Genomic DNA, 26,043 nt, shown 5'->3' with positions numbered 1-26,043 from the left:
ATGGATCCGAAGCTAGCGGAACGAGTAAAGTTAACGCAGAACAAATTAAGAAGACGGACATTATCCGCGATCTTTCAGGAATTTGACCAGAAGCTTATGAAGCTTACACGCGATAAACGTGAGGAAAAATATACGAAAATGTCGGAAACGGCCTTCTCGTTTTTTAGAGGCAGCGCGTATTTGTTTTATTTCGACGTCTCGCGGGAATGGTTTCCCTACCATACGCCGCTTAGCCGGCCGACTTGGATACAAGGCGATTTGCATTTCGAGAACTTTGGAGCATTCCGCAATGAGCGCGGTGCGCTCGTCTATGACGTGAATGACTTTGATGAAGGTTATTTAGGTTCTTATTTGTACGACTTGATGCGGATGTCGGTCAGTATCGCGCTTGTTGGCAGGCTGAAAGGTCAATCCTATAACAATCAAATAAGCGGGGTAGAAGCTTACCTGCAAGCCTATTCCAAGCAAATGCGACGCTTTGCAAAGGGTAAGGACGACCCAGGGACCTACGCTGTTGATTTGGAACGAGCAGAGGGTCCTGTCAAGAAGCTACTCAAAAAGCTGCAAAAGCGCAAGGACCAGCATTTCCTTGAGAAAGTTACGGCCCTCGTACAGGAGCATCGCCAGTTCGCGACAACAGATGAGATCGTTTCGCCAACTGAGGTGGAGAGGGATTCACTTTTGGAAGCGTGGCCAGACTATCTGGCAACTGTCGCTGCCAATGACGCGGAAAGATTGAATCATTTCAAGGTGAAGGATATTGCAGTCAAGCATGGTTCTGGCACCGCTTCTATCGGACTTGACCGGTATTATGTGTTAATCGAAGCGGGCGATGGAGCACAAGGAGAGGATGACGTTGTGCTGGAGGTCAAGGAGGTACGAGTACCTGTGCCGGCGTACTTCATGCCATATAGCGAGTCCTTCTGGTCATCGTTCGAGCATCAAGGCAAACGCGTAACGATGACACAGAAAGCGATGCATCACGAAGCTGATCCGTATCTCGGCTGGTTGTCGATTGGAGAGCGTCAATTCTATGTGCGGGAGCGTTCGCCGTACAAAAAAAGACTCAAGCTTGAATCGCTTGAAACGGTTGGAGATATGCTGTCAGTTACGGATACGATGGGGAAATTGACTGCCAAAATGCATGCGAGAGCGGATAGCGATGTGGCGCAGGGCATATTGGCTTATCATAGCGAAGTTGAAATCGTGAAAGCGATGGGTAACGATGAGGATGTATTCTGTACTTCAATTGCAAATTGGGCGGTCTCTTATGCAGACCAAGTGGAACAGGATTACGCCTTGTTCACGGAGTGGCTAGGTGGAAGAAAAAAATCATCGCAATCATAAAATAGGTTAGAGCTAAGGACGGCATGTCAACGGAGCATCACCAGTTGGCTGAGCGGTCCTTTTCTAATGGAATAGCGATTTGACATTGTTCGTTCCAAGATGGTAATCTGTAAATATATTTAATTGTGTTCAATATAATTTATTAAAACTTAGTTAACACACAGGAGGCAGCGGCTATGAGTATTTATTCGTATAATGTAGAAACAATTAAAGGTGAGCAACAAAGTATGGAGCAATACAAAGGTAAGGTGCTGATTGTCGTCAATACAGCAAGCAAATGCGGTTTTACACCACAATATACGGATTTGCAAAAGCTGTACGTAGAATATAAAGATCAGGGCCTGGAAATTCTTGGTTTTCCAAGTAACCAATTCGGTGAGCAGGAACCAGGTACCAACTCTGATGTACAAAGCTTCTGTCAAATAAACTATGGTGTTTCATTTCCGCTCTTCGATAAGACGGATGTTCGGGATGAAACCGCACATCCATTATTCAACTATTTGACAGAGCAAGCTCCATTCGATGGCTTCGATACGAATGAACCGAGCGGTAAAATGCTGAATGCTTTTCTTTCGGAGAAGCTGCCTCATTACTTGGAGGGCAACTCGATCAAATGGAATTTCACTAAATTTCTAATAGATCGCGAAGGAAACGTCATTAAACGGTTCGAATCGACCGATGAACCGCTTGCAATGAAGGGCGAAATCGAGGCTCTTCTTTAATGCTCCCTCAGTTCAAAATGAAATAGATGCGGCTTCCCGGCGAAAAAAAGCCCATATTATGGATTTTTAAGGCAGGTTAAGCAAAAATCTGACGATTTATGTCGAGCAGCTTGAAGGAACAGAGCGTTTCTATTAATATGCGCCGCTCCGTAATAGCTGCGATGTCATAGGATAGGTTGAAAGCGGGCCAGCTAGTAGGTATCTATTTGTGTGAGAAAGGTGATCGTCTTCGGACATCGCCTTTTTTGTCGTCTCAGTGGTGTGGAAAGGAACACTTATGAATGCCGCATACGTTGTATCCTTTTAATTTCAATACGCGTATATAAAGGGTTCTATTTGGATGAACATCAATGAGCAGTACGTTCTGTTTCCGTGCTCCCGCTCCTTCTCCTTCTCCTTCTCCTTCTCCTTCTCCTTCTCCTTCTCTCCAGCTTCCGGCAGTATCCTCATCTTGTATATATTTTATCTTCTATTTCCTTATCATCCTTTTCAGCTCTTGACTCCCTCCGAACGAGAGGTTGTGTACAAGCAGAAATAGCTCCAATGCTGGTAATCTCGATTAGCAATTGTTATTAGCAATTTTCGAATCAATATCGCATTCGTTTCATGTGTAAATATATAAATGAAAATTTATGAAAATCGTGTATTCCTCTGTTTTATAGGTTTTTAAACAATTTCGTTTTATGTTTTTATATGTTGTTTTTATATAAAAAATAATCAAGCGGATATTGGTGGGTGAGTGGAGAATGAAAGGTGAAGATCAATGTTTGATTGTGTGTTTACAGATATTTTAGCATGACAGTATGCTACGTCTCCCACCAAGTTAGGTTGACTCTCGTTCCAAGCAATCCAAGCAAGGTCAAGGACCCTCTAACATTAACGATAAGCGATTGTCCGGGAGGCAGTTGGATTCCTCCGGTATAGGTAAATCGAAAGGGTGAGGGAAAAGTGGGATAGATCATGAAGGTTGTTCCCCCTGTAGGCGCGCTTGTCGAAGAGGTTACAACTCCAGTGCTCGTGACAGCACTCGTCAAGTAAAGATTTGAAGATGCCGCTGCAGTCGGGCTGGTAAGCGTCCCGCCGCTTAGTATTGTAACGAGGCCAGTAAAGCTGGAGAGCAAGCTGAGTGAAACGTCGATCGTGCCTCCGATGCTAGCGATGTAAACCAGCTTTCCGCTTCCGAGTGGATTACTTAGTCTTATCGTGATGTTCACGGTACCGCCTAATATTCCTAGATTGGCGCTGGTCGAGGCTTCAGAAGCGAAATGACGTGCAGCCCGTGCGGCACCAGTCTGAGGTGGAGCGGCTGAACCAGGCTCATCATATCCATTCACAGCTAGGCCGTAAAGCTCGTTTCCGGGGTTGTCCATAGCATTATGATTCGGCATATTAGACCTCCCACCACGAGATATTGGTGGCAGCGGTTATTGCGCCAGGGCCTAGAGACAGCGTGATTGAGCGGCCCTGAGGAACAATGATTCCGCCTGTGAAATCCAAGCTGAACATGCCTGTACTCATTGGTAGAGACATGAAGAGTGTTGGTGTACCACCGACCGTACCGGCAGAGGTTCTAGCTGTTGCAATACTGGCTGTAGCATTTCCGAATTGGCAGTTAAACGGGGTTGGCGTTGTACCGCCAGTAACCGTACCTGAAGAATACAAAATGAGCGTAGCTGCAGCGGTTATTCCGCCAGAAACTCTTGAGATGTATAGAGAGCGTCCGCTTAGGTTCGGGTTTGTAATTTGAACGAGCTGGTTCGATCCGCCTGCAATTGCGGCGTTTGCAGTGGTGACCATAAACAGTCTGCCGTTACTTGACGCATCTGCTTCCGGCGGAGCGATAGAGGCAGATGAACTGTAAGGATTATTAATAAGTGTATAGAGCGGTTTGTTTTCGGTGTTGAATACGGAGTTGTTTGTCAAAAGAGATCCCCTCATTTTCTGTTAGGATGCTTGTATTTCTAGCATTATATGGCGCTGTCCTCAGCTTTGTATGGGGGAATACGGAGAATTTCTGATTTGGGTGCTCGGGTAGAGGAACAATCGCCGTTTCGAAACTCGTAGAGTCGACATAGATTATCGAAGCATGGACACGAGGGGAAGAAGAGCAGATGCCAAAACCGGCGAATCGATGTGAAAGGACTGGTAGGAAAAAGAACCCCGTTATATCGGCAAAGCCGCGGAAGTCGAAGTGCAGAAGAAGATGCCGCCGCCGTAAACGCAAAGAAAAGTGCACGCGCAGCGGTTTTTGTGAAGTCGTGTATAAGGATTTGCATACGAGTGATCAATTCAAACCGCTTCCTATGCAGGATACCTCCAATAAAACGATGTATTCGTACGCCATTGTGAACCATGGTGAAAATCCGGCTGTACTTAGACTTGAAGTCGGTCCCAACGGCTCTGATTATGCAGTTGATATGGAGGGGGTAGTCGAGAAGGGGATGACAGAAGTCGTAGTACCTTCGAAATTTATGCGCTACACCAGACTTACGATGAAATCTAAGCTGAAGGGACAGCCAACAAGGCTGCAGGTTTATTTTCAAGCGCAGCTTGCATAGTGAAAGGCTCTCCCTCGTGACCGCTCCTACTCTAACAAGAAAAAGGTGAAGAAAAAGTGCCAAACTTCTCATCATTTAACCCTAATCCGGATAATTTGCGTACGCTAATATTCGGTAAAGACAGTACGAACACCGCGCAGGCTTTGGCGACGGACACCGCAGGCCACATTGTGAATATTATGTTAGACGGAACGATCAGCAATCTGATGGGCGTTACGATTACGGCAGGAACAATCACGAGCGTGCTTGGAGCAACGATTACAGCAGGAACGATTAACAGTGTGCTTGGAGCAACGATAACGGCAGGAACGATTAACAGTGTGCTTGGAGCAACGATAACAGCGGGAACGATTACAAGTGTGCTCGGAACGACTATAACAGCAGGGACGATCAACAGTGTACTAGGAGCGACAATCACCGCAGGAACATTAGACGTAGTTAACAGCGTACTTGGAGCAACGATAACGGCAGGAACGATCAATAGTGTACTTGGAGCAACGATAACAGCGGGAACGATTACAAGTGTGCTCGGAACGACTATAACAGCAGGAACGATCAACAGCGTACTTGGAGCAACGATCACAGCAGGAACGATCAATAGCGTGCTTGGAGCAACGATAACGGCAGGAACAATCAATAGCGTGCTCGGAGCAACGATTACAGCAGGAACGATCAACAGTGTACTAGGAGCGACAATCACCGCAGGAACATTAGACGTAGTTAACAGCGTGCTTGGAGCAACGATAACGGCAGGAACGATCAACAGCGTACTTGGAGCAACGATCACAGCAGGAACGATTAATAGCGTACTTGGAGCAACGATAACGGCGGGGACGATAACAAGTGTGCTCGGAACGACTATAACAGCAGGGACGATCAACAGTGTACTAGGAGCGACAATCACCGCAGGAACAATCAACAGTGTACTTGGAGCAACGATCACGGCAGGAACAATCAACAGCGTGCTTGGAGCAACGATAACGGCGGGGACGATTACAAGTGTGCTCGGAACGACGATCACAGCAGGGACGATCAACAGTGTACTAGGAGCGACAATCACCGCAGGAACATTAGACGTAGTTAACAGCGTGCTCGGAGCAACGATAACGGCAGGAACAATCAACAGCGTGCTCGGAGCAACGATAACGGCAGGAACAATCAACAGCGTGCTAGGAGCAACGATAACGGCAGGAACAATCAACAGTGTGCTTGGAGCAACGATAACGGCGGGTACGCTTAACAGTGTAACGTCAATATCGCAAAAGAGTTTTCAGGAAACGAGCAGTTTAAATATCGTAACAGCCGATGCTTATACGGCGTTGCCTAGCGTAACGACAAGTGTCTTCGGCACATATTCATTTTTCGTGTATAACAAGGGGCCGGGTACCAATGCTGCTGATGCTCGCGTTGAGATTAGTGCGAACGGCACGAACTGGTATGCAGACGTGGATACGGTGACTGGCGTAGCGGTAGGGTCTGTTGACGTCTTGGTGCCACAGCGGTTTTTGAAATATACAAGGCTCGCTTATCGTTCCAGTGCTACCGGATTGCCGACTACAATTGATGCGTACTTCAATGGACAAGGGACGTAAGATCGTTGTCATCATAAAATGCTTATAGATGTGGGAGGGTAACGCATGCTGCTCGGGGTACATTTAATTGTACGTAACGAGGCTGACGTGCTGGAGCGCTGTTTGCAAAGCGTAAAAGCATTCGCGGATGAAGTGATTGTGGCGGATACAGGATCGTCGGACGAGACAAAGGAGATCGCGCAGCGAATGGGTGCTCGCGTGATCGACGTTGTATGGGAAGATGATTTCGCAAAGGCTCGAAATGAAGCTCTTCAGCATGCCAGAACGTTGTGGGTGTTGGTACTAGACGCGGACGAATGGCTGGAAGGCTCAATCCATACTGGCAAGCAGCTAAGGGAAGAGCTGAAGCGAACGCGGGAAGCGGCACTGCGTCTGAAAATGGAGCACCTATTGGAAGAAGATGAAGCGGGAAGCATGCTCTCCAATGAGGCGCTTCGCATATTTCGCGCTGACCGTGGTTTTGCTTACGTGGGTGAAATACACGAGCAATTAGTTCGTTTTGCTGTCGGTGGTGCAGGGCGATGGCTGGATGTGGATGGGCCGCTAGCGCAGAGCGAAATCGTTATTCGGCATGATGGCTACCAGCCAGCCGTTATTGCGCGCAAGGAAAAGGCGATTAGAAATGAAAGGATCATTGCGAGGCAGTTGTCCGAGCGTCCCAATGATCCTTTTTGCCTTTACAACTATGGCGTTGCGTTATGCCAGTTGGGCAGGCTTGCTGAGTCCAGTGAAGCCTTTGGACATTCGCTTGCAGAGGCTGAAGTTCAGGCGCCATATCGCCCGACTTTGGTTCGTGATTACGCCAAAGTGTTATTGTCTCTTCAGCGCACAGGGCAAGCTGAAGCGCTATTGGCGGAGGAAACGAGTAGATATGCAGATTATGCGGACCTATTTCTATGGTATGGCGATGCGTTGCGAACTGGCGGCATGCTGCTGGAGGCTAAGAAAGCCTATGAAGATGCTATTGCAGTTGATTCGCTGAGCGGTCAAAGCAAGTACATCTCGGAAGCTGGTGCAGGAGGCGTACTTCCTCGCCTCGCTCTTGCGGAAATAGAGCTTGCGCTCGGGTTGTTCGACCAAGCGCAGACTATGTTCGAGCAAGTGCTGCGTGACGATCCGCGATCTGAGCCGGGGTATGACGGTCTGGCAGCTTGCTTGCAACTTGCAGGTAGAAGTGATGTGGAAATATGCGAATATCTATTATCCATATCGGGAACGCAGCAAGCAAACGAGTATATGGTGGCCCGATCATTGACTCGTATTGGTGCATACGAATCGGCTCTGCCTTTATGGCAAAAAGTATGGCCCGCAGCAAGCGATGAAGCTTCTCAGGTAGAGGACATGATTTTCTATGCCAGAGCGCTAATTGGTGAGGGTAAGATTGCTGAAGCGGGAGAACGGCTGCTTGGCATGCTGGAGTCACTGGCTCTACCCATAAAAGAGGGCGTAAGGCAGCTTGTTCAGAATGCGGCAATCGTTACGTTATTATGCAACTGGAATAACGGGTGTCCGCTAGCCGTAGAGGATGAAGACCGATTCATGCGACTGCTTGGCTCAGAAGCATCGATTAATCTAAAAAGCTTAGAGAAGGCAGTGTTTGCATCTCCTGTTCCTAAGGAGCAGCGAGTGAAATGGGTTGAGAACGGGATAACATGGCTGAGCAGGCTGCTTGGTCATGCGGTCTCGTTGGCAATGCTTCAATTAGCCGAGCGACTTGTTCAAGATGATGAAAGGCTGGCACTTCTTTTCGAGCATGCGCTTTATGATGAGGGTTACAAGGATGCAGCGGCGGACAGGATGCTGTGTCGCTATTCTTCGACGGGTGAGCTGGAGGTCGGACACTGGTTCAGGCTTGGGGAGCTTCTCTATTCTAAAGGGCTGTTTAGTGAGGCGCTTGGTATGTTCGAGCAGGGAATCACAGTGTCAGAGCAGCAGGAGCAGGAAGAGTGGGCAGCATCGGACACCGTTCGTCGAATGCGGCTTGGTGCGGCAGCGGCTAGCCTTCAGCTTGCTATGGAAGCGCTAAGCCTTGCGGGTCCGCAAGGCAGCCGCTCATGGGATGGGAGCTGGGCAGAGTCTGATGCAGATAAGCTGCATGCAGCCCAGCAGCGAATAGCTGCGCTTGGATGGAGAACGAAATGGAATGGCATGCAAAGGAGGAGGGCGAATGGTCGAGCAGCAGAAGCTGATTTCCTTATGCATGATCGTGAAGGATGAAGAGCACCACCTCCCGAGCTGCCTTCAAAGTGTGCAAGGCATCGTCGACGAAATCGTCGTTGTGGATACGGGATCAACGGATCGGACGGTTGCCATTGCCGAGCAGTACGGAGCGCGTGTTGTGCTCGCGGAGTGGGAGCATGATTTTGCCAAAGCAAGAAATGCAGGACTCGAGGTTGCGCAGGGAGAGTGGATCTTGTTTCTTGACGCAGATGAGGAGCTTGACGCCCATAGCGGAAGGCAACTGCGAGCTGAGGCATCGCTCTTAGTTGAGGGACTATTCCTGCAAATATGGAATGTGGTTGGAGCAGGTGACGATGAGCGCGGAGGTACGGTTCATCCCGTGCTGCGTATGTTTCGCCGTGATCCTGAGATCCGATTCGAGGGAAGTATCCACGAACAGATTGCGGCTTCTATTCTTCGGAAATGGCCGCAGGCGGTATTTCAACTAACCGAAGTGAAAATTATCCATTACGGCTATCGGCAAGATGTTGTTATTCAGAAAAACAAGCTGAGGCGTAATATGGAATTGCTTGAGCGAGCGGTACAGCAAGAGCCGAACAATGGCTTCCACCGGTATAACATCGGTGTCGAGTATTTGCGGGCGGGCATGCCGGGCAAGGCGCTGGAAGCCTTTCGCCATGCGCGTCGACAGCCAGGGTTCGAGCAGCTCAGCTATGCGCACTTGGTCGTGAAATATGAGGTGAGAAGCCTGTTAGCTTTAAGTGAATGGGTGGAGGCGGCGGAAATTGCGCGCATAGGTGCTGAACATTTTTCGGATTATCCGGATTTGTTCCATTACGAGGGGCTTTCGCTTGCTCAATGTGGTCAGTTGAGAGAGGCTGCACGCGCTGCGGAAAAAGCGCTGCAGATTGGTGCTGCACCGCAGCACTATCACACGGAGGACGGTATTGGCACCTATCGGACTTCCTATATGCTTGGGCGATTTAGAGAAGGGCTGCTGGATACGCCGGGCGTCATTGAGGCTTATATCGCCGCACTGCGGTTTCATTCGACACTTATGCCACCTTTATACAGGCTGTGTATCTATTTGCGTGTCGTTGGTGAAGAAGCGCGGCTTGCATCTATTCTTGAGGCTAAGCTGGTGTGCCGCAGCGAGGATGCGGTTATTAAGGTAGCGGACATTATGCTCGCTTGTGGTTGCTGCGAAGCGGCGAAGGCTTGGGTAAGGTGGCATGCCGCTCTATTCAACAGAGTAGATGAGCAGGGCCTGGTGACCTGGCTTGAGCGCACCGAAGCAGATGCTATTCTTGCAGATAATGACGGCAAGCAGGCGTCTAGGTCGTTCATAGGTCATACGGCAGAGGATGAAAAGGCAGAAGCTACTGCTTTATTCATTGAAATGTGCAGCCATGCTGACCGGCATTTGGAGCAGCTCCAGCTCAAGCTGAAATCGGGTGACGCGTTGCCGCATAGGCAGAGTACTCTAGCTCCATTACTCAGAGGAGCTTCGTCTGCCAAAGTCTTCGCTGCCATTCGATTGCTTATCCCGCGCGGGGAAGGCTGGGGGTAATGAGGATGAGTGGCGAAGGCAAGGGATGCGTAAATTTGGAGCTAGGCAAACCAGCAAGCGGGAAGCTGCCGATTTCGTTATGTATGATTGTTCGGGACGAGGAACGGTTTCTGCCAGCATGCCTTGATTCGGCTGAGGCGTATGTATCCGAAATCATAATTGTGGACACAGGCTCTAGCGATCGCACTGTCGCAATCGCTGAGCATTACGGGGCAAAGGTTGTCCACGCGGCATGGATGGATGATTTTGCAGCAGCACGCAATCAAGGGCTTGAGCTGGCCGCGCTGCCATGGATATTGGTACTTGATGCTGATGAGCGTCTGGCACAATGTTCGCTGACTGTATGGGAAGGCTTACTCGCGAATGACGGACTGTCGGGTTATTACGTCAGGCTTTGCAGTTGGATCGATTCTGCTGCCGGGCAGCGGATGCAAACGGAGCGGGCTGAGTCTTATATGACAGATGCGGTTTGCCGTTTGTTTCGCAACGATCCCCGTATTCGATTCTCTGGTGCGCTGCATGAAGAAGCAGCAACGAGTGTTGCGAAGCTTGGGGCGCAGCGGCTAGGTTACGCTCCGCTTACGATTTGGCATGAGGGCTACCGCGCGGAAGTCGTTATAGCAAAGGGGAAGCGGGAGCGGAACGGAAGGATTCTTAAGCTTGCGTTGGAGCGCAGTCCGGACGATCCCATGCTGCAGTATGCAATGGGGACAGAGTGTTTTACTTACGGCAATTGGAGCGGGGCGGCTGCTTGGCTGGCGCCGCTGGCATCGTCTCTGAAGCTAGAGCAGGGATACGCATCCGATCTTCTATTGAAGCTGAGCTATTCACTACAAGCGTTGGGCAAGGTGAGCGAGGCGGAGGAGTGGGCAAGAAGGGGGATCGAGGAGCTTGGCTTTGTAGATTTTCCGGATTTGTATGATGCATGGGCTTCCGCCTTGCTCGTGCAGGATAGAAATCAAGATGCGCTTGAGGTGTTGGATCGAGCATTGCGGCTCGGGATAACACCTGCCCATTACTCTTCTGCACCTGGCGCGGGCGGCTATCGCACGCTGTATGCGGCTGGCATCACAAGTGAACGGATAGGCGAATGGGAAAACGCAGCAGCCTATTATGAACGCTCCATCTCCTCGTACCCTGCTTTTATGCCTGCTTGGGAGCGACTGCTGCTGCTGAGTGCAGTTGACGGGCGGCTTCGCGGTCGTTTTATGAAGGCGTTAAATGCATTTGTTCATGAAGGGGAGCAGCAGGTGCTGCAGTGGACAGGCGGGTTGCTTCTGGAGCGAATTGCGGATGCGGGACTTATGCAAACCGGCGACGGCTGTAGAAATGAGGATGAGGGACTTATGCAAGCAGGAGACAGCTGCGGGAATACGGATAGGGGTTCCGTTATGCGAAAGCTTATCGATGCAGTTTGTGTTGGAGAGGGTGATCCCGACAGTCTGTATTGGCGCGGCTTGCTTAGCGTACAGCGTGGCCGGCTTCTGGAAGGGCGTACTCTGTGGGAGCGTCTGCCGGAGGGAGACGGGCGGCGCGCCGTTTATTTGAGTGCGCTGGAGCTTCGTGAAGCGACGGCGCATACTGACCTAGCCCCGCCGGAGCAGGCTCTCCTGCGCGTAGGCGCTTGGCGAGCATGGAGCGCTATGCGCGCTGCGAGCGTCAGCGCTGCGGCTCTGCCGCCGCTGCAGTGGTGCGCGATTATTCGCGCACCGCAGGCTTGCCGCGCAGCGCAGCGCATAGCGCTCGCGAGCGGCAGCTCTGCGCCCGCGCGGCTGGCCGCGGGCGTGCTTGCAGCTGCAGCAGCCGACTGGCGCGCTGCGGCAAGCAGCTTTGGCGCAGCGGCGACTGATGCGGCGGCTGTGCCATGGGTTGCACGCGCCGCCGCAGCAGGGCTGGCGGCAGCATTCGCGGCGCGTGCTCGCGCCGCGCTGTCAGCGCCGGAGGACATGGCGCTGCCGGCGCTTCAGGTTGAAGCGGAGCTGAAGCTGAGAGCGGTGTCTGCGTTATTTTCTTGAACGTCTTTAGGTATCACCCCAGGTGAGTGCGAACTTGTATAGGCTCCCTGCCAGGTCTCTGTATACAACGACGTTAGGAGCGCAGCAGCTTCTTCCGCTGCGCTTCGATAATGGACATCCACTGCGAATCCCATTTGCGCTGATCGAACGCGAGCGCTGTAAGGCGCGCAAGATGTCCCATTGAGCTTCGAAGCGCTTCATTGTCCAGTAATGTGCGAACAGCAGCTGTCAGCGCTGCAGACTGAGGAGGGACGAGCAGGCCGTTCAAGCCATCGACGATGATATCGTTTAAGCCGCCAACGTTGCTGGACACGACAGGAACTCCGCAGCTCATTGCTTCCAAGCAGGCGAGTGATGTACCTTCCGAGAAAATAGTAGGAATAACGACGATGTCCGCATTCTGATAAGCGGTGCGCACTTCTTCGAAGGAGTAGACGCGCTGCTCAATTCGGTTCTGATGCGGATGGGAGTCCAGCCATAGGCGAAAGGCAATTGCGATCGGTGTTTTCTCCACTAGTTCGCCAGCAAACTCGACGATCACATCGGGATATTCGCGGAGGATAGTTGTAGCCAGCAGCATCATCGGTACGATCCCGCGCTCAAAACTCAATCTGCGCGGAAACAAAACGCGAAGCGGTACGCTGCCTGCTCCCGCATTCGCTCCCGCAATCGGCGTGAACCACTCAGTATCCACGGCGTTCGGAAGGAGTGCAATGCGAGCTGGATCAGGGAAGTAGCAGACCGATCGGCAATAGGTTAGAAATTGCGAGTCTACCGAAACGATAAGCTCAAGCTGGCCGACGGCTTCATTAATAATGCCAGCTACCTCTTGCTTGGTGTCGCGAGGCATGTCATGACGATCCCAGCTGATTCCGTGGCATATGCCGATGCTGCCCGGACGGTAGCGGATCGGATGCCAGATGCAGCTGCCGTATAGGAGGAGTCCTTCGGCAGATTCGGCCATTGTCTCAAATGCGACGGCTATGTTATCTAGCTCATACGTCCATCCTCGCACGCGAACGCCATTGTAGGTGGTGTCGAAAGCGCCGAAATATGAGAGCTGATAGACGACTGGTTGAAGTCCCATTCGAATAATAACGCGGCAAAGTGCATGCACATATCGTTCTAGGCCTCCGCCGAAGGGGCGAGAGAGATTTTGTGTATATCCGTCCAAATAGCTATGAGTCAGTATGGTTACGGTATCCCGCGTTGGCACGTTCATGATTGGCTCGCCTCCTCGTTCCAGCGTATGAGCCGAGGCTTAGGGTCAAGGATCGATTCGTAATGCGCGAGGCTGCCCCACTTGCCGAATGGATCGAGCTGCTTGTATCGCTCGTATTTGGCCCGCCGATCCTCCTCGCTGCCGGCCCAGCCCAGATGCTTGATCCGGAATTCCGTACATATTCCAGGCAGTGCGGCGGCAGTAATGGGCAATCTGGGAACATGATGCTCCCACTGCGGATAATAATAATGATACCCAGGCAAGTACCGGATCAATGTCATCGTATGCCGCTTGTGAAGAGTCCACCATTCATCCTCGCGGTAATGGGTCAGCGAGCCCCAGAAATCGTACATCCGGTAGCCTACCCAGTCGTATCGGTCTTGGTCAATGAGCTCTCGAATGGCTAAAGCGGCACGCTGCTCATAGATTTCGTCAGCATCCACCGATAGAATCCAATCCGGCTCTAGGGTGATGGCCTCCTCCCAAAGCCGTTGTCTCAGCTGCCACTCGGTGCGGAAGAGGGATGTATCAAGCCGGATGAGTTTAACGACTTTATCGAACGAGCGGCACAGCTCGTGCGTGTCGTCAGTACTGGCATCATCAACAATAACGATGTCATCAACAAATTGCGACAGCTCAGCCAGCACCGCTTCCAAGTAACGGCCTTGTTCATTCCTGACCTGCATGATTGCCGTCAGCTTGTTTCCCGTATGTTTGCGCCGCCAAATACGACCATCCTTCATAAGTGCATCCTCCTCCGCTTCCGTTTAATCCGGACTGCTATCGCCTGCAGGTCCCATGAACAGTTCCAGTACGGCTGCGTCCAACGCAGCAATTTCCGCGATATTGCCGAGTGCTTCTATCCGGTGTTCCGCCGCCTCCAAAAAAGAATGAATAGCTTCATGCCGCTGTCCGGCAAGCAGCGCTGAGGTTCCGCGCAGCAGCAAATACTGCTGTTGTTCATCACCTTGCTTCAACTGATCTGTCTTGATGCTGTCCTTTGCTTTTTTGAGCTTGCCCGTTTGGATATAGCATTCAATCGTTAGCTGCTGTGCCATAGGATCAGACTCGAGCAGCTCCAGCCTTGCTAACGATTGCTTATAATCATCATTCAGTCGGTAGAGCAGCGCGCCTGCGAGTCCATCCTTACCTTCCTTTAGCCATTCATCGAGAAAATCGACCGTACGCCGATCCTCATCGGTCACTGCCGTGTAACTGTATGTCTGTACAGCAGCTCTCGTAAGTCCTTGCTTCAGCTCGATAGCGGAAACGAATCGGTAGTACATAGACAGCGCATCCGATTTGCCTTCCAGTACAGCTAGCTCGAATGCAGCAAGTGCAGATTCCTTCGCTCGTTCGAGATCATAGATGAGGTATTGATAGACCGAGTGGAAAAACAAGGTGGGAAGCTTATCCTTACCAAGCTTTTCCGAGTCGGAAGTCAGCCGCTTATTGTGCCATTCTGCAAGACATCGCTGCTGCAAGCGAACGAGCGGCTTCGGAGAGAAGCCGCTGAGCGTCCAACTGAAGGCTTGCCGCGCAAGCAGGTCGGTTACCTCGTCGCGACCATCCAGAAGGAATATATGCTCTGTACAGAAAGCCTGCTCTAAGTAATAGGGCTCTGCATCGGCAATAATCAGGTCGGAGTGGGCGCACAGCCATTTACGGCATTTGGACCATAGTGCGGGCTCTCCTTGTTGGGGGGAGTCCGGCATGGCGATGAGGTACTTGGGGGCGATCGCCATCGCAGCTTGTATCCAGCAGGGATGAAGGACGACGGCGGCGGCTTCTGCCCAGCCAAACGCTTCTATCTGGTCTAATGACAGAGCTTGAATAGCTGCGGGAGCGTGGGAAGAGATTGGTTCAGCCGCAACAAAATAAACGGCGTGCTTTAAGCTAAGCTCGTCGAACAGTTTTTGAAAGGGGGCGGGGAGATTACTCCAGCCGCCGTCCGGGAAAATAACAAAGGAAGTTGCAGTCACTGCCTGTTCACCTTCCATTCTCCAACTTTCTCTATATTTCTCGGAATGAAACGCGCTGTACCACCCAAGAAGGGAGACAGCCGTTTCACCTTGCGGTATTCGCTTTTATGAAGCCTATGCAGACTCGGCATGTACCCATGCGGATATATTTTGGAAACGGCAGGGGCTAGGTGCCTCTATCAACTCGCGCTATCTAAGGAGAGTATTATAATTTTGCGGAAATTTGTGTATTATAGGAGGATAAATATTTTTCGTGGGAAAGGTTGGTCGCAGATGGAGAATGCTGTAGAGAATAAGTCATCATCCTCGAATTTCATAAAAAACATTGTAGTCGAAGATTTGAAGAGCGGCCATGTACAGGAAATCGTTACTCGTTTTCCGCCTGAGCCGAACGGCTATTTGCATATTGGACATGCCAAATCAATCTGCCTGAACTTTGAGCTTGCGGATGAATTCAAGGGTAGAACCAATCTTCGGTTTGACGATACGAATCCTCTCAAAGAGGATACCGAGTACGTAGAATCCATTCAGGAGGATGTCCGCTGGCTTGGCTTCGAATGGGATGATCTGCGATTCGCATCGGACTATTTCGAAGAGCTTTACAACCGTGCTGTCTTGCTGATCAAGAAGGGCAAAGCCTATGTCTGTGACTTGACGGCGGAGCAAACGCGTGAGTACCGCGGTACATTGACTGAGCCGGGCAAGGAAAGTCCGTACCGCAGCCGCTCCGTAGAAGAAAATTTGGATTTGTTCGCACGGATGCGTGCTGGTGAGTTCAAGGACGGCGCGAGGGTGCTGCGCGCTAGAATCGATATGGCTTCGCCGAATATTACGCTTCGCGATCCTGTACTTTACCGAATTGCGCATACGCATCACCATCGCACAGGCGATGCGTGGTGCATCTATCCTATGTACGATTATGCGCATCCGCTTAGCGATGCTATTGAAGGCATTACGCATTCGATTTGTACGCTGGAGTTCGAAGACCACCGTCCATTATATGATTGGACAGTTGCTGAATGCGAGATGGCAGCTGTGCCGCGCCAATATGAGTTCGCCCGTCTCAACGTGACGAATACCGTCATGAGCAAGCGCAAGCTGAAGCAGCTTGTTGATGAAGCGGTAGTAGACGGGTGGGACGATCCCCGCATGCCAACGATCAGCGGTTTGCGTCGTAAAGGCTATACACCAGAAGCGCTTCGCGCTTTCTGCCTTGAGATTGGCGTATCGAAGAGCAATAGTCTCGTTGACGAACGCAATCTGGAGCATTTCATAAGAGAAGACTTGAAATTGAAAGCTCTTCGCACGATGGCTGTGCTTCGCCCGTTGAAGGTTGTCATTACGAATTATCCAGAGGGCGAGTCCGAACTGTTGGATGCGGAGAATAATGCAGAGAATGAGGAAATGGGCACGCGCCAAATTCCATTCTCGCGAGAGATCTATATTGAGCAAGATGATTTCATGGAGAACCCGCCGAACAAATATTTCCGTCTCTTTCCTGGCAATGAGGTGCGGCTCAAGCATGCGTACTTTATTACATGCCAAGAGGTTATTAAAGATGAGGCGGGCAATGTAACAGAGCTTCGTTGCACGTATGACCCTAAGACGAAGAGCGGCTCCGGCTTTAATGAACGCAAGGTTAAAGGCACGATCCATTGGGTAGAAGCATCGCAAGCGGTAGCAGCGGATTTCCGTTTGTTCGAGCCGTTGATTACGAGCGAGGCTGAAGAGGAAGGCAAGCCTTTCCTCGAATGCATCAATCCGAATTCGCTCGAGGTGCTGCAAGGCTTCGTTGAGCCGAACATGAAGGATGCTGCTGGCGGCGACAAGTTTCAGTTTTTCCGTCACGGGTACTTTAACGTAGATCCGAAAGATACGACAGCAGAGAAGCTGGCATTCAACCGAATCGTTTCACTGAAGAGCTCGTTCGATCCGTCCAAAGCCTAAGGCCAACTATTGAACAAAGCCCGCCGAGCATAAGTACTCGGCGGGCTTTGTCGATTTAAAATATAGGAAAGGAGACGAACAAATGAAGAAGCCGCATATTCAAGGGCTGTTGCTTGCCGGGGGGCAAAGCTCGAGAATGGGAACAGACAAAGCGCTGCTGGACATTGGCGGCAAGTCGCTTATATACCGGTTAGCGAAGCAGATGGCAGGTTTAACGGAGCATGTGACAGTGTCCATTGGACATACGGAGCGTGAAGGGGTGTACCGTGAAAGTTTGGGTGAACTGGCGGATGCAGTGAGCTATGTCAGTGATAGGTATCCGGGTTGTGGCCCTTTGTCTGGTCTTCATGCCGGTTTATCGGCCATTGGAGAAGGATATGTTTTTGTGATGGCTTGCGATATGCCGCTGCTCTCAGAGGAGCTTCTTGCCGAACTGCTGCAGAAGCTGGAGCATGAAGCAGACGTCATTCATGTATCAGGTCAGCCCTTTCATGCGCTATATCATGCAAGAACAGCTTCGGCGATATCGCTGTCGCTTGCAGCGGGCGATTTTCGCTTAATGGGGCTGCTAGGCAAGCTTAAGTCTGTTCAGGTTGATCCAAGGGAGACGGAGTTCATCTCCCCTTTTATTAATTTGAACACGCCGGAGGAATACAATAAATATATAGCTCATAATTCGTGATGTGATATAATTTGTCAAAGCTTACAGCATGACAATTGATGTCTATATGCGACTAACATAGAAGGGTAAGAGGTGGCGAGCATGACCAGACAGCTACAGTATGAAATTATGGATGCAGAGTTAAGCGATCTGGAGCACATCGTTGCTATTTATAATGCAACGATTGCAAGCAGAATGGTTACAGCGGACTTGGAGCCTGCTACTGTAGCAAGCAAACGGGCATGGTTCAATGACCATTCTCCTGATTTCCGTCCGTTATGGGTTCTACGCTTGGATGGGGAGATTGCTGCGTGGTTTAGTTTTCAATCGTTTTATGGCAGGCCCGCCTACCTTGCTACTGCGGAGATCAGCATTTATATAGCGGAGCCTTACCGAAAGCTGGGTCTGGGGTCTGTGCTTATCCAGAAAGCGATTGACGACTGTCCTCGTTTGGGGCTAAGTACACTGCTCGGCTTCGTGTTCGGACACAATGAGCCAAGCTTGGCGCTGCTCCGCAAGTTCGGTTTTGAACCGTGGGGGCATCTCCCGCGGGTTGCAGTACTTGACGGCATAGAGAGAGATCTCGTGATCTCGGGGAGACGCATATGAAGCGAACCCTTGTCATAAGTGATATTCATGGCTCCTATACGCCGTTTAATGATTTGCTCGACCGTATGAATTACTGTCCGGGTGAGGATCAGTTGATGCTGCTTGGCGATTTTGTTGATCGCGGCCCCCGAAGCCGCGAAGTCGTGGAGCAGGTTATAGGCCTTGTACAGAAGGATGGCGCAATCGCAATTCAAGGAAACCATGATGAGCGACTGGTAGATGTTATGCTTGAGCGCAGCGAGCAGGCGTTGATCAAATTTACGGGACATGGCGGAAGGCAGACCGCCGAGAGCTATGCCGGAGTCAAGCAGGGGGCAATTGGTGATGTTATTGAACAGGCGAAGGCCGCTGTACATGAACGCTATATGCACCATATGACCTTTCTCGACCAGTTGCCGTATTACCATGAGGATGAGCATTTCATTTATGTGCATGCCGGGATTAACCCGAATTATTTGAATTGGAAAGATCAGCCAACTAGAGATTTTCTCTATATTAAGCAGCCATTTCTGAGCAGGCCGACCAACGTAAGCAAGACCGTCGTCTTCGGGCATACCAAAGCAATCGATATTCACGGCAATCCTAACATTTGGTTCGGACCAGGGAAAATCGGCGTTGACGGAGGCTGTGCTTCTGGCTATCAGCTTAACGGACTGGCGATAACAGGGCCTGACGAATTCAATAGCTATGTCGTGCCTTGGAGATTGTAGCGATGCGATTATATCCAAATGCCTATTTCAAAAGCTTTCTTTTAAATCTATTCATTACCGTGCTCGCTTTGGGCTATGCACTCGTGATGTGTTGGCTGTTATTTTATCGAAATCGTTATTTTGGCGAAGGCTACAGCTATAATCTCGTTCCTTTCTATACGATTAAAAAATATATCATTTATTATGATCGTTTTCATTTCGATACGTGGTTCAAGAACTTGTTCGGCAATATTGTGTTGTTTATTCCGATTGGTATTTTTCTTCCGCTTCTCCATAAAAAATATGGCCGCATCTTCGTTCTTACTGCAGCCTCTATCCTATTAATTACGATTGTAGAGCTGTCTCAAATGATTACGCGAGTAGGCAGCTTCGATGTCGATGATATTATTTTGAACACGTTCGGAGCACTGCTTGGTTTGCTGATGCTTAAGCTTATTGTTCGCAAGAAATGATCATTGCCACCCAAGGGGAGTAGGGCGTCTAGGCTGCTTGTCTCGTTTTCCCGTCTGCCTCTGCTGACCGCATTAATGTTACTATAGAAGCAGTAATTATCAATGAACCGTACGAAAGGAAGAGCAACAATGAGTAAATTTTGGAGTCCGCTAACCGCTTCGCTTGTGCCGTATGTGCCCGGCGAGCAGCCCAAGGACAAAACGTATATTAAACTGAATACGAACGAGAATCCATACCCGCCTTCTCCTAAGGTGATCGAGGCAATCCAGCATGCTGCGAATGCAGATCTGCGTCTGTACCCAGATCCCACCTGTGAAGATCTTGTGAATGCGGCGGCGTCTTATTACGGATTGCCTGCCGGACAAGTGTTTGCAGGAAATGGATCGGACGAGATTTTGGCGTTTGCTTTCGCGGCTTTCTTTGATCCCGCCAAGAAGCTATTGTTTCCGGATATTACGTATAGCTTCTATAAGGTATATGCTAAGCTTTATGGCTTGACTGCGGAGCTTGTTCCGCTGGACGAGCAGTTTCACATTCGAACCCAGGACTTCCGTGCAGATAACGGAGGGATTATTATACCGAACCCTAATGCGCCTACGGCGGAGCTTCTTCCACTTGAGCAGATCCGCAAGCTGCTAGAAGCGCATTCGGAGCAAGTTGTCATCATTGATGAAGCCTACATTGATTTCGGAGGACAGTCGGCTGTCGAGTTGATTAGCGATTACTCGAATTTGCTTGTCGTGCAGACACTGTCGAAATCACGTTCTTTGGCAGGCTTGCGTGTGGGCTTTGCCTTCGGCAGCGAGGAGCTTATTGAAGGCTTGAATCGTATAAAAAACTCTTTCAACTCCTATACGATGGACCGCCTTGCACTGGCAGGAGCCGTTGCTGCACTCGAGGATGACGCCTACTTCAAGGAAACGACAGCGAGTGTAATTGCCACCCGTGAGCGTGTGACAGCGCAACTGCTTGCGATGAACTTTAAGGTAACCGATTCCAAAGCGAATTTTGTATTTATTTCGCATCGTACGTTGGAGGCGAAAGTGATCTTCCAGCAGCTGCGAGATAAAGGTGTGCTGGTCCGCTATTTCAATCAGCCGCGGATTGATGAATATTTGCGCGTGAGCATCGGGACGGATGAAGAAATGGATGCCTTTATCCAAGCGCTAGAGCAGATTGTGGGCGAGTAATGGAAGAGGCAGTGAAAGAGCAGATGTTGTTCAAGCGTTCCATGCGTACGGTGCTGCTGCTAAGTTTTCTATACGCCGCGGCGGGGAATGTATGGATGTATGCAGCGTATTTCAACAGTGGAATCGTGGAGAATAGCTATTTGATCTGCGCGGGTATGGTGCTTGTTTTTGCAATGCCGATCGTAAAGTGGTTTCGTAATCGTCATTGGTATTTCCCGATATTTATTTTTTTGTTCTGGATTCCGTTTAGTGTTCTGCTTGCCTATGTGCTCAGTCAGATCCTTCCGCTGTCACAGCAAAATACGGATTTCGGATTGCTGCTCGTCTATTATCTCATTTTAAACGTACTGGTTATGCTGGTAGGTCTGGGACTGGGCATGCTTGTCAATGTTTGCTGGATGCTGTGGGATAGATATAACTGAACCAAGCAAAAACGCCTGAAGGCGTCCTTATTGTACACGCCATCATTTCAGCGAAACGTATAGAGAAAGTATGAGCGAAATCATATCCTTTCCTATACGTCAAAAAACAATCGTGAACGCAAAGCTGTATAGAGACTCCGAGCAAGCAGGAGCCTGTACGGCTTTTTTTTGTGGCAGCAGCGGGGTTGACATTTGGTGTAAATCGTCTTACAATTCATTGAAACTAACTAACGTTCGTTAGGAGAAATGTGCGGTGCATTGGAGGAATAGTCTATGAGTGCTGAGCCGACAACGGCTGAGAAGATCAAGCAGGCGGCGTTAACGATGTTCACAGAGTCCGGGTATGAGGGAGCTGCTCTCTCAGAAATTGCCAAAGCAGTGGGTATTAAAACCCCATCCATATATGCGCACTATAAGTCGAAGGAGCAGCTGTTCCTCCAACTCATTCAGGAAGTTATTGCGGAAGAACGGAAGCAGTATATGGTGCTTCTAGAAGATATGGTGCAGGATCCGATTAAGCAGCAGGTATACCGATTATTTGATTTTTTCACAGATCTTAATCAGATGCCGACAGGCCAGGCTTTCTTGAAGCGTACGATACTCGTCCCGCCCAGGCATTTGCGCGATCAACTGAGGCAGGATTTTTTGAAGTACGAGAATGAGCTGACCGTGGGGATCGCGAAGGTGCTGCATAAAGGAGCGGCCGAGGGATTATTTGCACCTGCAGAGGAGGAACGGCTCATTGCCGCTTTCTATGTATGTGTGGACGGTATGCTGGTTGAGAACCAGCTCTATGCGGAAGAGCTGTTCGAGAAAAGGAAAAAACAAGTGTGGCAATCATTGTGGCAGCTATGGACGATGACAGCGAGAGAGGATTGAGCAAACATGCAGTGGGTATTTCTATTATTAGCCGGGGTTCTTGAGGTAGGCTGGACATTCGGACTTAAGTATTCGGAGGGCTTTACGCAGCTCGTTCCAAGCATCATTACGATTGTGGTGCTGGCGGCCAGCTTCATGCTGTTTGCACGGGCCATGCGGACGATTGAGATTGGCGTGGCGTACGCGATGTTCACCGGAATTGGGACGGTCGGTACGGTTATAGCTGGTATATTGATTCTGGATGAGCCGGCTGATTTCTGGCGTTTGTTCTTTATTGCCTTGCTGGTGGGCGGGATTGTTGGATTAAAGCTTGTATCCACAGATAAGTCAGCAAAGACTGCGCGGGAAAATGAAATCAGCTTAGAGCAAGAAAAGGTGGGTTCTTAACATGGCTTGGATCTTCTTAATTATATCGGGATTAGGCGAGGTTGGCGGCGTTACGTTTATGAAGCTGTCCGACGGTTTCCGGCGCTGGAAGGGCACGGCAGGCGCGATTGCAGCAGGCTTCGTCAGCTTTTTCTTCTTATCCAAAGCGCTGCAGACGATTCCAATCAGCACCGCCTACGGAATTTGGACGGGTATCGGTTCAATCGGCAGCGTCATATTAGGGATGTTTGTTTTCGGAGAATCGAGAGATTGGCGCAAAATACTGTTTTTATCGATGATTATATCTGGTGTTATTGGTTTGAAGGTAGTAAGCGGAGGCCACTGAGCTTCGTAAACGGAAGAGACTGTGACTGAAGGCTATAAAGCTTTCGGTTACGGTCTTTATTTTTGCGTCTGCGGGTCTTACAATGAAGGAAACAGTGTTCGCGGGAGAAGAAAGAAGGAATTTACGTCATGGATGAGAAACAATTGGATGGATTTATCCGACTTGTGGAGCAGACCTTATTGTCTAATCTGGAGCTTGGCAGCGTTGATCCCGCTGACCCTATTCGTGTGGATGAGACACCGCAGGGCTGGAAGCTGCTTGGGGCTGGTAACTATGCTGGTGTATTTACGCACCAGGATCATTCGGATATTGCGGTGAAGGTATATGCACCAGGGCGTGAAGGCTGGGAGAGTGAATGCGAGGTGTACGCAAGGATAGGCAGCCATCCCGCTTATTCCGAGTGTTATCACGCAGATGAGTATAAAGGGCATTATTATTTGGTATTAAAACGTCTAAAAGGCAAGACGCTATATCAGTGTATTATTGACGGGGTCATTATTCCCAAATCGGTCATCGACGATATTGACGAAGCACTTGATTATGCGAGGCAGAGAGGCCTGCATCCTCATGATGTTCATGGCAAAAACGTCATGATGCAGGACGGGCGCGGTATCGTACTCGATATTTCCGATTTTTTGAAAGTAGAGCCTTGTTCCATGTGGGATGATTTGAAAAAAGCGTACAATAAAATTTATATGCCGTTCTTATCGAAAAAACCGATTCCGGTTCCTGAATGGGTGCTTAACGGCGTTCGCAAGGGCTACCGCTTTGTTAGAAGCTCCTCCGTTATTGGACGCTCGTCCTAGCGGCAGCCCTTGCCCATCAGCGGCATTCGTTTGGAATGCCGCTGACGGGCTTCATGCTTGATTTAATGCTCCTTGTCAAACGCTTCGACTAGATCCTTCGCAAGCTCAGCGTCCTTTTTAAGCACATGAATCCGTCTCAAGGAATTGCCTTCAATGGTAATTTTGGATTTCAATCCATTCGCTTTAAAGTGAGCCGCCAACCGATCGATAAGCTCGGCTCTAGAACCGCCTTCTGTACGAACGGGAATCCATCGATTCCAAAATAATGCCATGTTGTGTCACCTCCTTAAAGTTTTACCTAGTAAAACCGGTATAGGAAGCATATGCCTGCTCGGCTTAGGATGGCGATCCGAACGAAGAAGCACAATTCATATTTATTCAGTGAGAGCGGATAATCATGACTGAGAATTAAAAAAATGTTCTGAATCTGATCCAAATATTGAGCAGGATATGTGAAACGTTCCCTCCGCATGCTAAGGAAGCAATTTGGCTGCCTGTCTATTGACAAATTGAACTGTAACTGATAAAATTACAGTACAAAGCAGGGAGGCCCTTAAACAGTGAACAGCGAATTTACGATTGCCGTACACAGTCTCGTTTACTTGGCTTATTTACCGGATAGAATGGCTAGCAGCGATATGATTGCCGACAACGTTGGCACGCATTCTGCGCGCGTCAGGAAGGTAATGGGTGGTTTGCGACGCAGCGGATATGTGGATACACGTGAAGGATCAGGCGGCGGCTACAGACTGACCATTGATCCGAGTGTAGTAACACTCGCTGATATTTATCGAGTTATGGCACAGGGCTCGCTTATCCCGAGCTGGTGCTCGGGCAATCCAGAGATGGATTGCGTCGTCGGATCGAACATGAATCAAGTCATGTTCGGCATATTTTGTACGGCGGAGAAGCAGCTGGAAAGTCATTTCAGCGCGATAACGATTCAGGATGTGTTGAAACAAATTCACGCTTGCGAATAGCAGACGCGTTTCAACAAGCGGTGAGACGGGTATTCCCTTTATCATACAGATTGTTTAGAGAGGATGATTGAAATGGCAGTAGCATTGACGAAAGAAAACTTTAACGAGAGCATTCAAAACGGCGTTTCCCTTGTAGACTTCTGGGCACCTTGGTGCGGACCTTGCAAAATGCAGCTTCCAATCGTTGAGGAGCTTGCGACTGAGCTTGAAGGTCAAGCTGTAATCGCAAAAATCAATGTAGATGACCAGCCTGAGCTTGCTTCCCAGTTCGGCGTAATGAGTATCCCTACTTTGATTCTTTTCAAAGATGGTCAACCTGTTGACAAAATGGTCGGCGTTCAAAGCAAAGACGCATTGAAAGCAAAAATTTCTGGTCAGCTGTAAGTAACATTTTCCGGTTAAATAACGTCTTAATATCGTCTGGTGTCAGTCTGCGACTGCTAACCAGGCGATATTTTTTTCGTTTCACTTTCTTTTCTATTAATATAAATTACTATTTTTAGAAACTTTTGTGTTGCAAAACCGTCTGGAATACACATATTTTACACAAATTCACAATCGCTTTGGTTGCTTTCTAATAGAGTTGTTAGTAGAATTGAACTAACTGTGCGCAATTGGCGTACCCAAATTATGATTTATGGAGTGGTGATGGAGTGAACGCAGTCAAGACGAAAAAGGACACCATGGTTACGGGAGAGTCTCTGCGGCAAGGGTTGACGTCTTCAAAAATTTTGATCATCGTCCCGGCTTACAATGAAGAGCACAGTATAAGCCATGTGATTAAAGATGTGAAGACACATTGCCCGTCTGCTCATATACTGGTCATCAATGACGGCTCGAAGGATCGCACCCGTGAGGTAGCGGAACAAAATGGAGCGTCTGTCATTACACTACCAACGAATCTGGGTATAGGCGGCGCGATGCAAACCGGTTATCGTTATGCTTATCGTTATGGCTATGATGTCGCTGTTCAGGTAGATGGAGACGGACAGCATAAAGCGGAACAGCTGCACCTTATTTTGGATCCAGTACTCAGTGGGAAAGCAGATCTTGCAATCGGATCTCGGTTTATCGAGCAAACGGGCTTCCTTTCTTCGGCTTCGCGGAGAGCAGGAATCAAAATATTGTCTACCATTGTCAGCGCAATGACGCGCAAGCGCGTGCTTGATGTAACATCAGGCTTCAGAGCTGCAAACAAACGAGCGATTGCTGTATTTCAAAGCGATTACGCAACGGATTATCCTGAGGTGGATTCTATCGTACTGATTCACCGCAGTGGTCTGCGTACAAGTGAAGTGGCAGTCATCATGGATGCACGTACCGGAGGTACTTCATCTATAAATGCGGTTCGTTCGGTGTATTATATGGTTAAGGTAACGTTGTCGCTTTTTATACGCAGCTTAAAGGCAACCAAACCTGCCGAGGTACAGTCGTAGCGTTTTTACAAAGCTGCATGCAGCATGAATACAAGGTCATGAAAGCTTG

At 49.6% G+C, this 26,043-nt stretch carries 27 protein-coding genes; 21 read left to right on the top strand and 6 right to left on the bottom strand.

What is annotated here, in order from left to right:
* Both FGT79_RS15890 and FGT79_RS15885 read left to right on the top strand, forming a co-directional pair.
* Entirely contained in the window at nt 1-1,347 is a 1,347-nt protein-coding gene (locus tag FGT79_RS15890) for a DUF2252 domain-containing protein (RefSeq protein WP_138753805.1), read from the top strand.
* 176 nt (nt 1,348-1,523) lie between these two features.
* The gene (locus FGT79_RS15885; protein WP_138753804.1) at nt 1,524-2,069 is read left to right on the top strand and encodes a glutathione peroxidase; all 546 of its coding nucleotides are present in this window, start codon (nt 1,524-1,526) and stop codon (nt 2,067-2,069) included.
* Between the two features lie 806 nt (nt 2,070-2,875).
* Here the strand turns inward: FGT79_RS15885 and FGT79_RS15880 are convergent.
* Together FGT79_RS15880 and FGT79_RS15875 are read right to left on the bottom strand one after the other, a co-directional pair.
* Nucleotides 2,876-3,457 (bottom strand): hypothetical protein, encoded by a 582-nt coding sequence (locus FGT79_RS15880; protein WP_138753803.1) that lies wholly within the window; start codon nt 3,455-3,457, stop codon nt 2,876-2,878.
* A gap of 1 nt (nt 3,458) precedes the next feature.
* A complete protein-coding gene (locus FGT79_RS15875) occupies nt 3,459-3,992 on the bottom strand; it encodes a hypothetical protein (protein ID WP_138753802.1) in 534 nt (177 codons plus the stop codon).
* A gap of 188 nt (nt 3,993-4,180) precedes the next feature.
* On the opposite strand from FGT79_RS15875, the gene FGT79_RS15870 reads away from it, so the two are divergent.
* From FGT79_RS15870 to FGT79_RS15845, 5 genes are read left to right on the top strand one after another with little or no spacing between them, the layout of a single operon-like run.
* On the top strand, nt 4,181-4,627 hold the full coding sequence (locus tag FGT79_RS15870) for a DUF6385 domain-containing protein (protein ID WP_138753801.1): 447 nt from the start codon (nt 4,181-4,183) through the stop codon (nt 4,625-4,627).
* Nucleotides 4,628-4,683: 56 nt separating this feature from the next.
* The gene (locus FGT79_RS31920) at nt 4,684-6,219 is read left to right on the top strand and encodes a DUF6385 domain-containing protein (protein WP_246096459.1); all 1,536 of its coding nucleotides are present in this window, start codon (nt 4,684-4,686) and stop codon (nt 6,217-6,219) included.
* A 45-nt stretch (nt 6,220-6,264) separates the two neighbouring features.
* On the top strand, nt 6,265-8,436 hold the full coding sequence (locus FGT79_RS15855) for a glycosyltransferase (RefSeq protein WP_138753800.1): 2,172 nt from the start codon (nt 6,265-6,267) through the stop codon (nt 8,434-8,436).
* The gene (locus FGT79_RS15850; RefSeq protein WP_171056270.1) at nt 8,387-9,970 is read left to right on the top strand and encodes a tetratricopeptide repeat-containing glycosyltransferase family 2 protein; all 1,584 of its coding nucleotides are present in this window, start codon (nt 8,387-8,389) and stop codon (nt 9,968-9,970) included. Before FGT79_RS15855 ends, FGT79_RS15850 begins: the two co-directional genes overlap by 50 nt.
* Before the next feature lie 5 nt (nt 9,971-9,975).
* Nucleotides 9,976-11,985, top strand: coding sequence for a tetratricopeptide repeat-containing glycosyltransferase family 2 protein (locus FGT79_RS15845; RefSeq protein ID WP_171056269.1), 2,010 nt, complete (start codon nt 9,976-9,978; stop codon nt 11,983-11,985).
* A gap of 73 nt (nt 11,986-12,058) precedes the next feature.
* Here FGT79_RS15845 and FGT79_RS15840 read toward each other — a convergent pair whose 3' ends face one another.
* From FGT79_RS15840 to FGT79_RS15830, 3 genes are read right to left on the bottom strand one after another with little or no spacing between them, the layout of a single operon-like run.
* Complete coding sequence (locus FGT79_RS15840; RefSeq protein ID WP_138753797.1) at nt 12,059-13,207, bottom strand: glycosyltransferase family 4 protein; 1,149 nt, start codon at nt 13,205-13,207, stop codon at nt 12,059-12,061.
* The gene (locus FGT79_RS15835) at nt 13,204-13,950 is read right to left on the bottom strand and encodes a glycosyltransferase (protein ID WP_138753796.1); all 747 of its coding nucleotides are present in this window, start codon (nt 13,948-13,950) and stop codon (nt 13,204-13,206) included. Before FGT79_RS15835 ends, FGT79_RS15840 begins: the two co-directional genes overlap by 4 nt.
* A gap of 24 nt (nt 13,951-13,974) precedes the next feature.
* The gene (locus tag FGT79_RS15830; RefSeq protein WP_138753795.1) at nt 13,975-15,207 is read right to left on the bottom strand and encodes a hypothetical protein; all 1,233 of its coding nucleotides are present in this window, start codon (nt 15,205-15,207) and stop codon (nt 13,975-13,977) included.
* A 255-nt stretch (nt 15,208-15,462) separates the two neighbouring features.
* Here FGT79_RS15830 and FGT79_RS15825 point away from each other — a divergent pair, with 255 nt between their 5' ends.
* From FGT79_RS15825 to FGT79_RS15775, 11 genes are all read left to right on the top strand, one after another.
* Nucleotides 15,463-17,136: a glutamine--tRNA ligase/YqeY domain fusion protein gene (locus FGT79_RS15825; RefSeq protein WP_138753794.1), complete on the top strand. Its 1,674-nt coding sequence runs from the start codon at nt 15,463-15,465 to the stop codon at nt 17,134-17,136.
* Nucleotides 17,137-17,218: 82 nt separating this feature from the next.
* The gene (gene mobA / locus FGT79_RS15820; protein WP_138753793.1) at nt 17,219-17,818 is read left to right on the top strand and encodes a molybdenum cofactor guanylyltransferase; all 600 of its coding nucleotides are present in this window, start codon (nt 17,219-17,221) and stop codon (nt 17,816-17,818) included.
* Between the two features lie 81 nt (nt 17,819-17,899).
* Nucleotides 17,900-18,406 (top strand): GNAT family N-acetyltransferase, encoded by a 507-nt coding sequence (locus tag FGT79_RS15815; protein WP_138753792.1) that lies wholly within the window; start codon nt 17,900-17,902, stop codon nt 18,404-18,406.
* Entirely contained in the window at nt 18,403-19,116 is a 714-nt protein-coding gene (locus FGT79_RS15810; protein WP_138753791.1) for a metallophosphoesterase family protein, read from the top strand. Before FGT79_RS15815 ends, FGT79_RS15810 begins: the two co-directional genes overlap by 4 nt.
* Before the next feature lie 2 nt (nt 19,117-19,118).
* Nucleotides 19,119-19,568 (top strand): VanZ family protein, encoded by a 450-nt coding sequence (locus FGT79_RS15805; protein WP_138753790.1) that lies wholly within the window; start codon nt 19,119-19,121, stop codon nt 19,566-19,568.
* A gap of 129 nt (nt 19,569-19,697) precedes the next feature.
* Nucleotides 19,698-20,759: a histidinol-phosphate transaminase gene (gene hisC / locus FGT79_RS15800; protein WP_138753789.1), complete on the top strand. Its 1,062-nt coding sequence runs from the start codon at nt 19,698-19,700 to the stop codon at nt 20,757-20,759.
* A complete protein-coding gene (locus FGT79_RS15795) occupies nt 20,759-21,181 on the top strand; it encodes a hypothetical protein (protein WP_138753788.1) in 423 nt (140 codons plus the stop codon). The genes hisC and FGT79_RS15795 overlap by 1 nt, the downstream gene beginning before the upstream one ends.
* A 273-nt stretch (nt 21,182-21,454) precedes the next feature.
* On the top strand, nt 21,455-22,060 hold the full coding sequence (locus FGT79_RS15790; RefSeq protein WP_138753787.1) for a TetR/AcrR family transcriptional regulator: 606 nt from the start codon (nt 21,455-21,457) through the stop codon (nt 22,058-22,060).
* Between the two features lie 6 nt (nt 22,061-22,066).
* Nucleotides 22,067-22,447 carry a DMT family transporter gene (locus tag FGT79_RS15785; protein ID WP_138753786.1) on the top strand — a complete coding sequence of 127 codons (381 nt, stop codon included), beginning with the start codon at nt 22,067-22,069 and terminating at the stop codon, nt 22,445-22,447.
* Between the two features lies 1 nt (nt 22,448).
* Nucleotides 22,449-22,772: a DMT family transporter gene (locus FGT79_RS15780; RefSeq protein ID WP_138753785.1), complete on the top strand. Its 324-nt coding sequence runs from the start codon at nt 22,449-22,451 to the stop codon at nt 22,770-22,772.
* A 128-nt stretch (nt 22,773-22,900) separates the two neighbouring features.
* Nucleotides 22,901-23,578, top strand: coding sequence for a serine/threonine-protein kinase (locus FGT79_RS15775; RefSeq protein ID WP_138753784.1), 678 nt, complete (start codon nt 22,901-22,903; stop codon nt 23,576-23,578).
* Nucleotides 23,579-23,640: 62 nt separating this feature from the next.
* Here FGT79_RS15775 and FGT79_RS15770 read toward each other — a convergent pair whose 3' ends face one another.
* Nucleotides 23,641-23,850, bottom strand: coding sequence for a hypothetical protein (locus FGT79_RS15770; RefSeq protein ID WP_138753783.1), 210 nt, complete (start codon nt 23,848-23,850; stop codon nt 23,641-23,643).
* Nucleotides 23,851-24,138: 288 nt separating this feature from the next.
* Between FGT79_RS15770 and FGT79_RS15765 the strand changes: the two genes are divergently transcribed.
* From FGT79_RS15765 to FGT79_RS15755, 3 genes are all read left to right on the top strand, one after another.
* The gene (locus tag FGT79_RS15765) at nt 24,139-24,558 is read left to right on the top strand and encodes an RrF2 family transcriptional regulator (RefSeq protein WP_138753782.1); all 420 of its coding nucleotides are present in this window, start codon (nt 24,139-24,141) and stop codon (nt 24,556-24,558) included.
* Nucleotides 24,559-24,630: 72 nt separating this feature from the next.
* Entirely contained in the window at nt 24,631-24,942 is a 312-nt protein-coding gene (trxA, locus tag FGT79_RS15760) for a thioredoxin (RefSeq protein WP_138753781.1), read from the top strand.
* Nucleotides 24,943-25,211: 269 nt separating this feature from the next.
* A complete protein-coding gene (locus FGT79_RS15755; protein ID WP_246096458.1) occupies nt 25,212-25,994 on the top strand; it encodes a glycosyltransferase family 2 protein in 783 nt (260 codons plus the stop codon).
* Nucleotides 25,995-26,043: the final 49 nt, after the last annotated feature.

Origin of the sequence: Paenibacillus sinopodophylli, from assembly GCF_005930355.1 — a bacterium.
In the GTDB taxonomy this organism is placed as follows: Bacteria; Bacillota; Bacilli; order Paenibacillales; family Paenibacillaceae; genus Pristimantibacillus; species Pristimantibacillus sinopodophylli.
The sequence above is the reverse complement of the archived record's forward strand: the minus strand, read 5'-3'. Positions and strand labels throughout refer to the sequence as shown.

What these genes read in the sequence shown, in the direction of transcription:
- FGT79_RS15770 (WP_138753783.1), bottom strand. Translation starts at nt 23,850, where the DNA reads ATGGCATTATTTTGGAATCGATGGATTCCCGTTCGTACAGAAGGCGGT.
- FGT79_RS15845 (WP_171056269.1), top strand. Translation starts at nt 9,976, where the DNA reads ATGAGTGGCGAAGGCAAGGGATGCGTAAATTTGGAGCTAGGCAAACCA.
- FGT79_RS15775 (WP_138753784.1), top strand. Translation starts at nt 22,901, where the DNA reads ATGGATGAGAAACAATTGGATGGATTTATCCGACTTGTGGAGCAGACC.
- hisC (WP_138753789.1), top strand. Translation starts at nt 19,698, where the DNA reads ATGAGTAAATTTTGGAGTCCGCTAACCGCTTCGCTTGTGCCGTATGTG.
- FGT79_RS15785 (WP_138753786.1), top strand. Translation starts at nt 22,067, where the DNA reads ATGCAGTGGGTATTTCTATTATTAGCCGGGGTTCTTGAGGTAGGCTGG.
- FGT79_RS15790 (WP_138753787.1), top strand. Translation starts at nt 21,455, where the DNA reads ATGAGTGCTGAGCCGACAACGGCTGAGAAGATCAAGCAGGCGGCGTTA.
- FGT79_RS15850 (WP_171056270.1), top strand. Translation starts at nt 8,387, where the DNA reads ATGGTCGAGCAGCAGAAGCTGATTTCCTTATGCATGATCGTGAAGGAT.
- FGT79_RS15840 (WP_138753797.1), bottom strand. Translation starts at nt 13,207, where the DNA reads ATGAACGTGCCAACGCGGGATACCGTAACCATACTGACTCATAGCTAT.
- FGT79_RS15885 (WP_138753804.1), top strand. Translation starts at nt 1,524, where the DNA reads ATGAGTATTTATTCGTATAATGTAGAAACAATTAAAGGTGAGCAACAA.
- FGT79_RS15835 (WP_138753796.1), bottom strand. Translation starts at nt 13,950, where the DNA reads ATGAAGGATGGTCGTATTTGGCGGCGCAAACATACGGGAAACAAGCTG.
- FGT79_RS15780 (WP_138753785.1), top strand. Translation starts at nt 22,449, where the DNA reads ATGGCTTGGATCTTCTTAATTATATCGGGATTAGGCGAGGTTGGCGGC.
- FGT79_RS15890 (WP_138753805.1), top strand. Translation starts at nt 1, where the DNA reads ATGGATCCGAAGCTAGCGGAACGAGTAAAGTTAACGCAGAACAAATTA.
- FGT79_RS15805 (WP_138753790.1), top strand. Translation starts at nt 19,119, where the DNA reads ATGCGATTATATCCAAATGCCTATTTCAAAAGCTTTCTTTTAAATCTA.
- FGT79_RS15825 (WP_138753794.1), top strand. Translation starts at nt 15,463, where the DNA reads ATGGAGAATGCTGTAGAGAATAAGTCATCATCCTCGAATTTCATAAAA.
- FGT79_RS15815 (WP_138753792.1), top strand. Translation starts at nt 17,900, where the DNA reads ATGACCAGACAGCTACAGTATGAAATTATGGATGCAGAGTTAAGCGAT.
- FGT79_RS15810 (WP_138753791.1), top strand. Translation starts at nt 18,403, where the DNA reads ATGAAGCGAACCCTTGTCATAAGTGATATTCATGGCTCCTATACGCCG.
- trxA (WP_138753781.1), top strand. Translation starts at nt 24,631, where the DNA reads ATGGCAGTAGCATTGACGAAAGAAAACTTTAACGAGAGCATTCAAAAC.
- FGT79_RS15795 (WP_138753788.1), top strand. Translation starts at nt 20,759, where the DNA reads ATGGAAGAGGCAGTGAAAGAGCAGATGTTGTTCAAGCGTTCCATGCGT.
- FGT79_RS15870 (WP_138753801.1), top strand. Translation starts at nt 4,181, where the DNA reads ATGCCAAAACCGGCGAATCGATGTGAAAGGACTGGTAGGAAAAAGAAC.
- FGT79_RS15880 (WP_138753803.1), bottom strand. Translation starts at nt 3,457, where the DNA reads ATGCCGAATCATAATGCTATGGACAACCCCGGAAACGAGCTTTACGGC.
- FGT79_RS15855 (WP_138753800.1), top strand. Translation starts at nt 6,265, where the DNA reads ATGCTGCTCGGGGTACATTTAATTGTACGTAACGAGGCTGACGTGCTG.
- mobA (WP_138753793.1), top strand. Translation starts at nt 17,219, where the DNA reads ATGAAGAAGCCGCATATTCAAGGGCTGTTGCTTGCCGGGGGGCAAAGC.
- FGT79_RS15830 (WP_138753795.1), bottom strand. Translation starts at nt 15,207, where the DNA reads ATGGAAGGTGAACAGGCAGTGACTGCAACTTCCTTTGTTATTTTCCCG.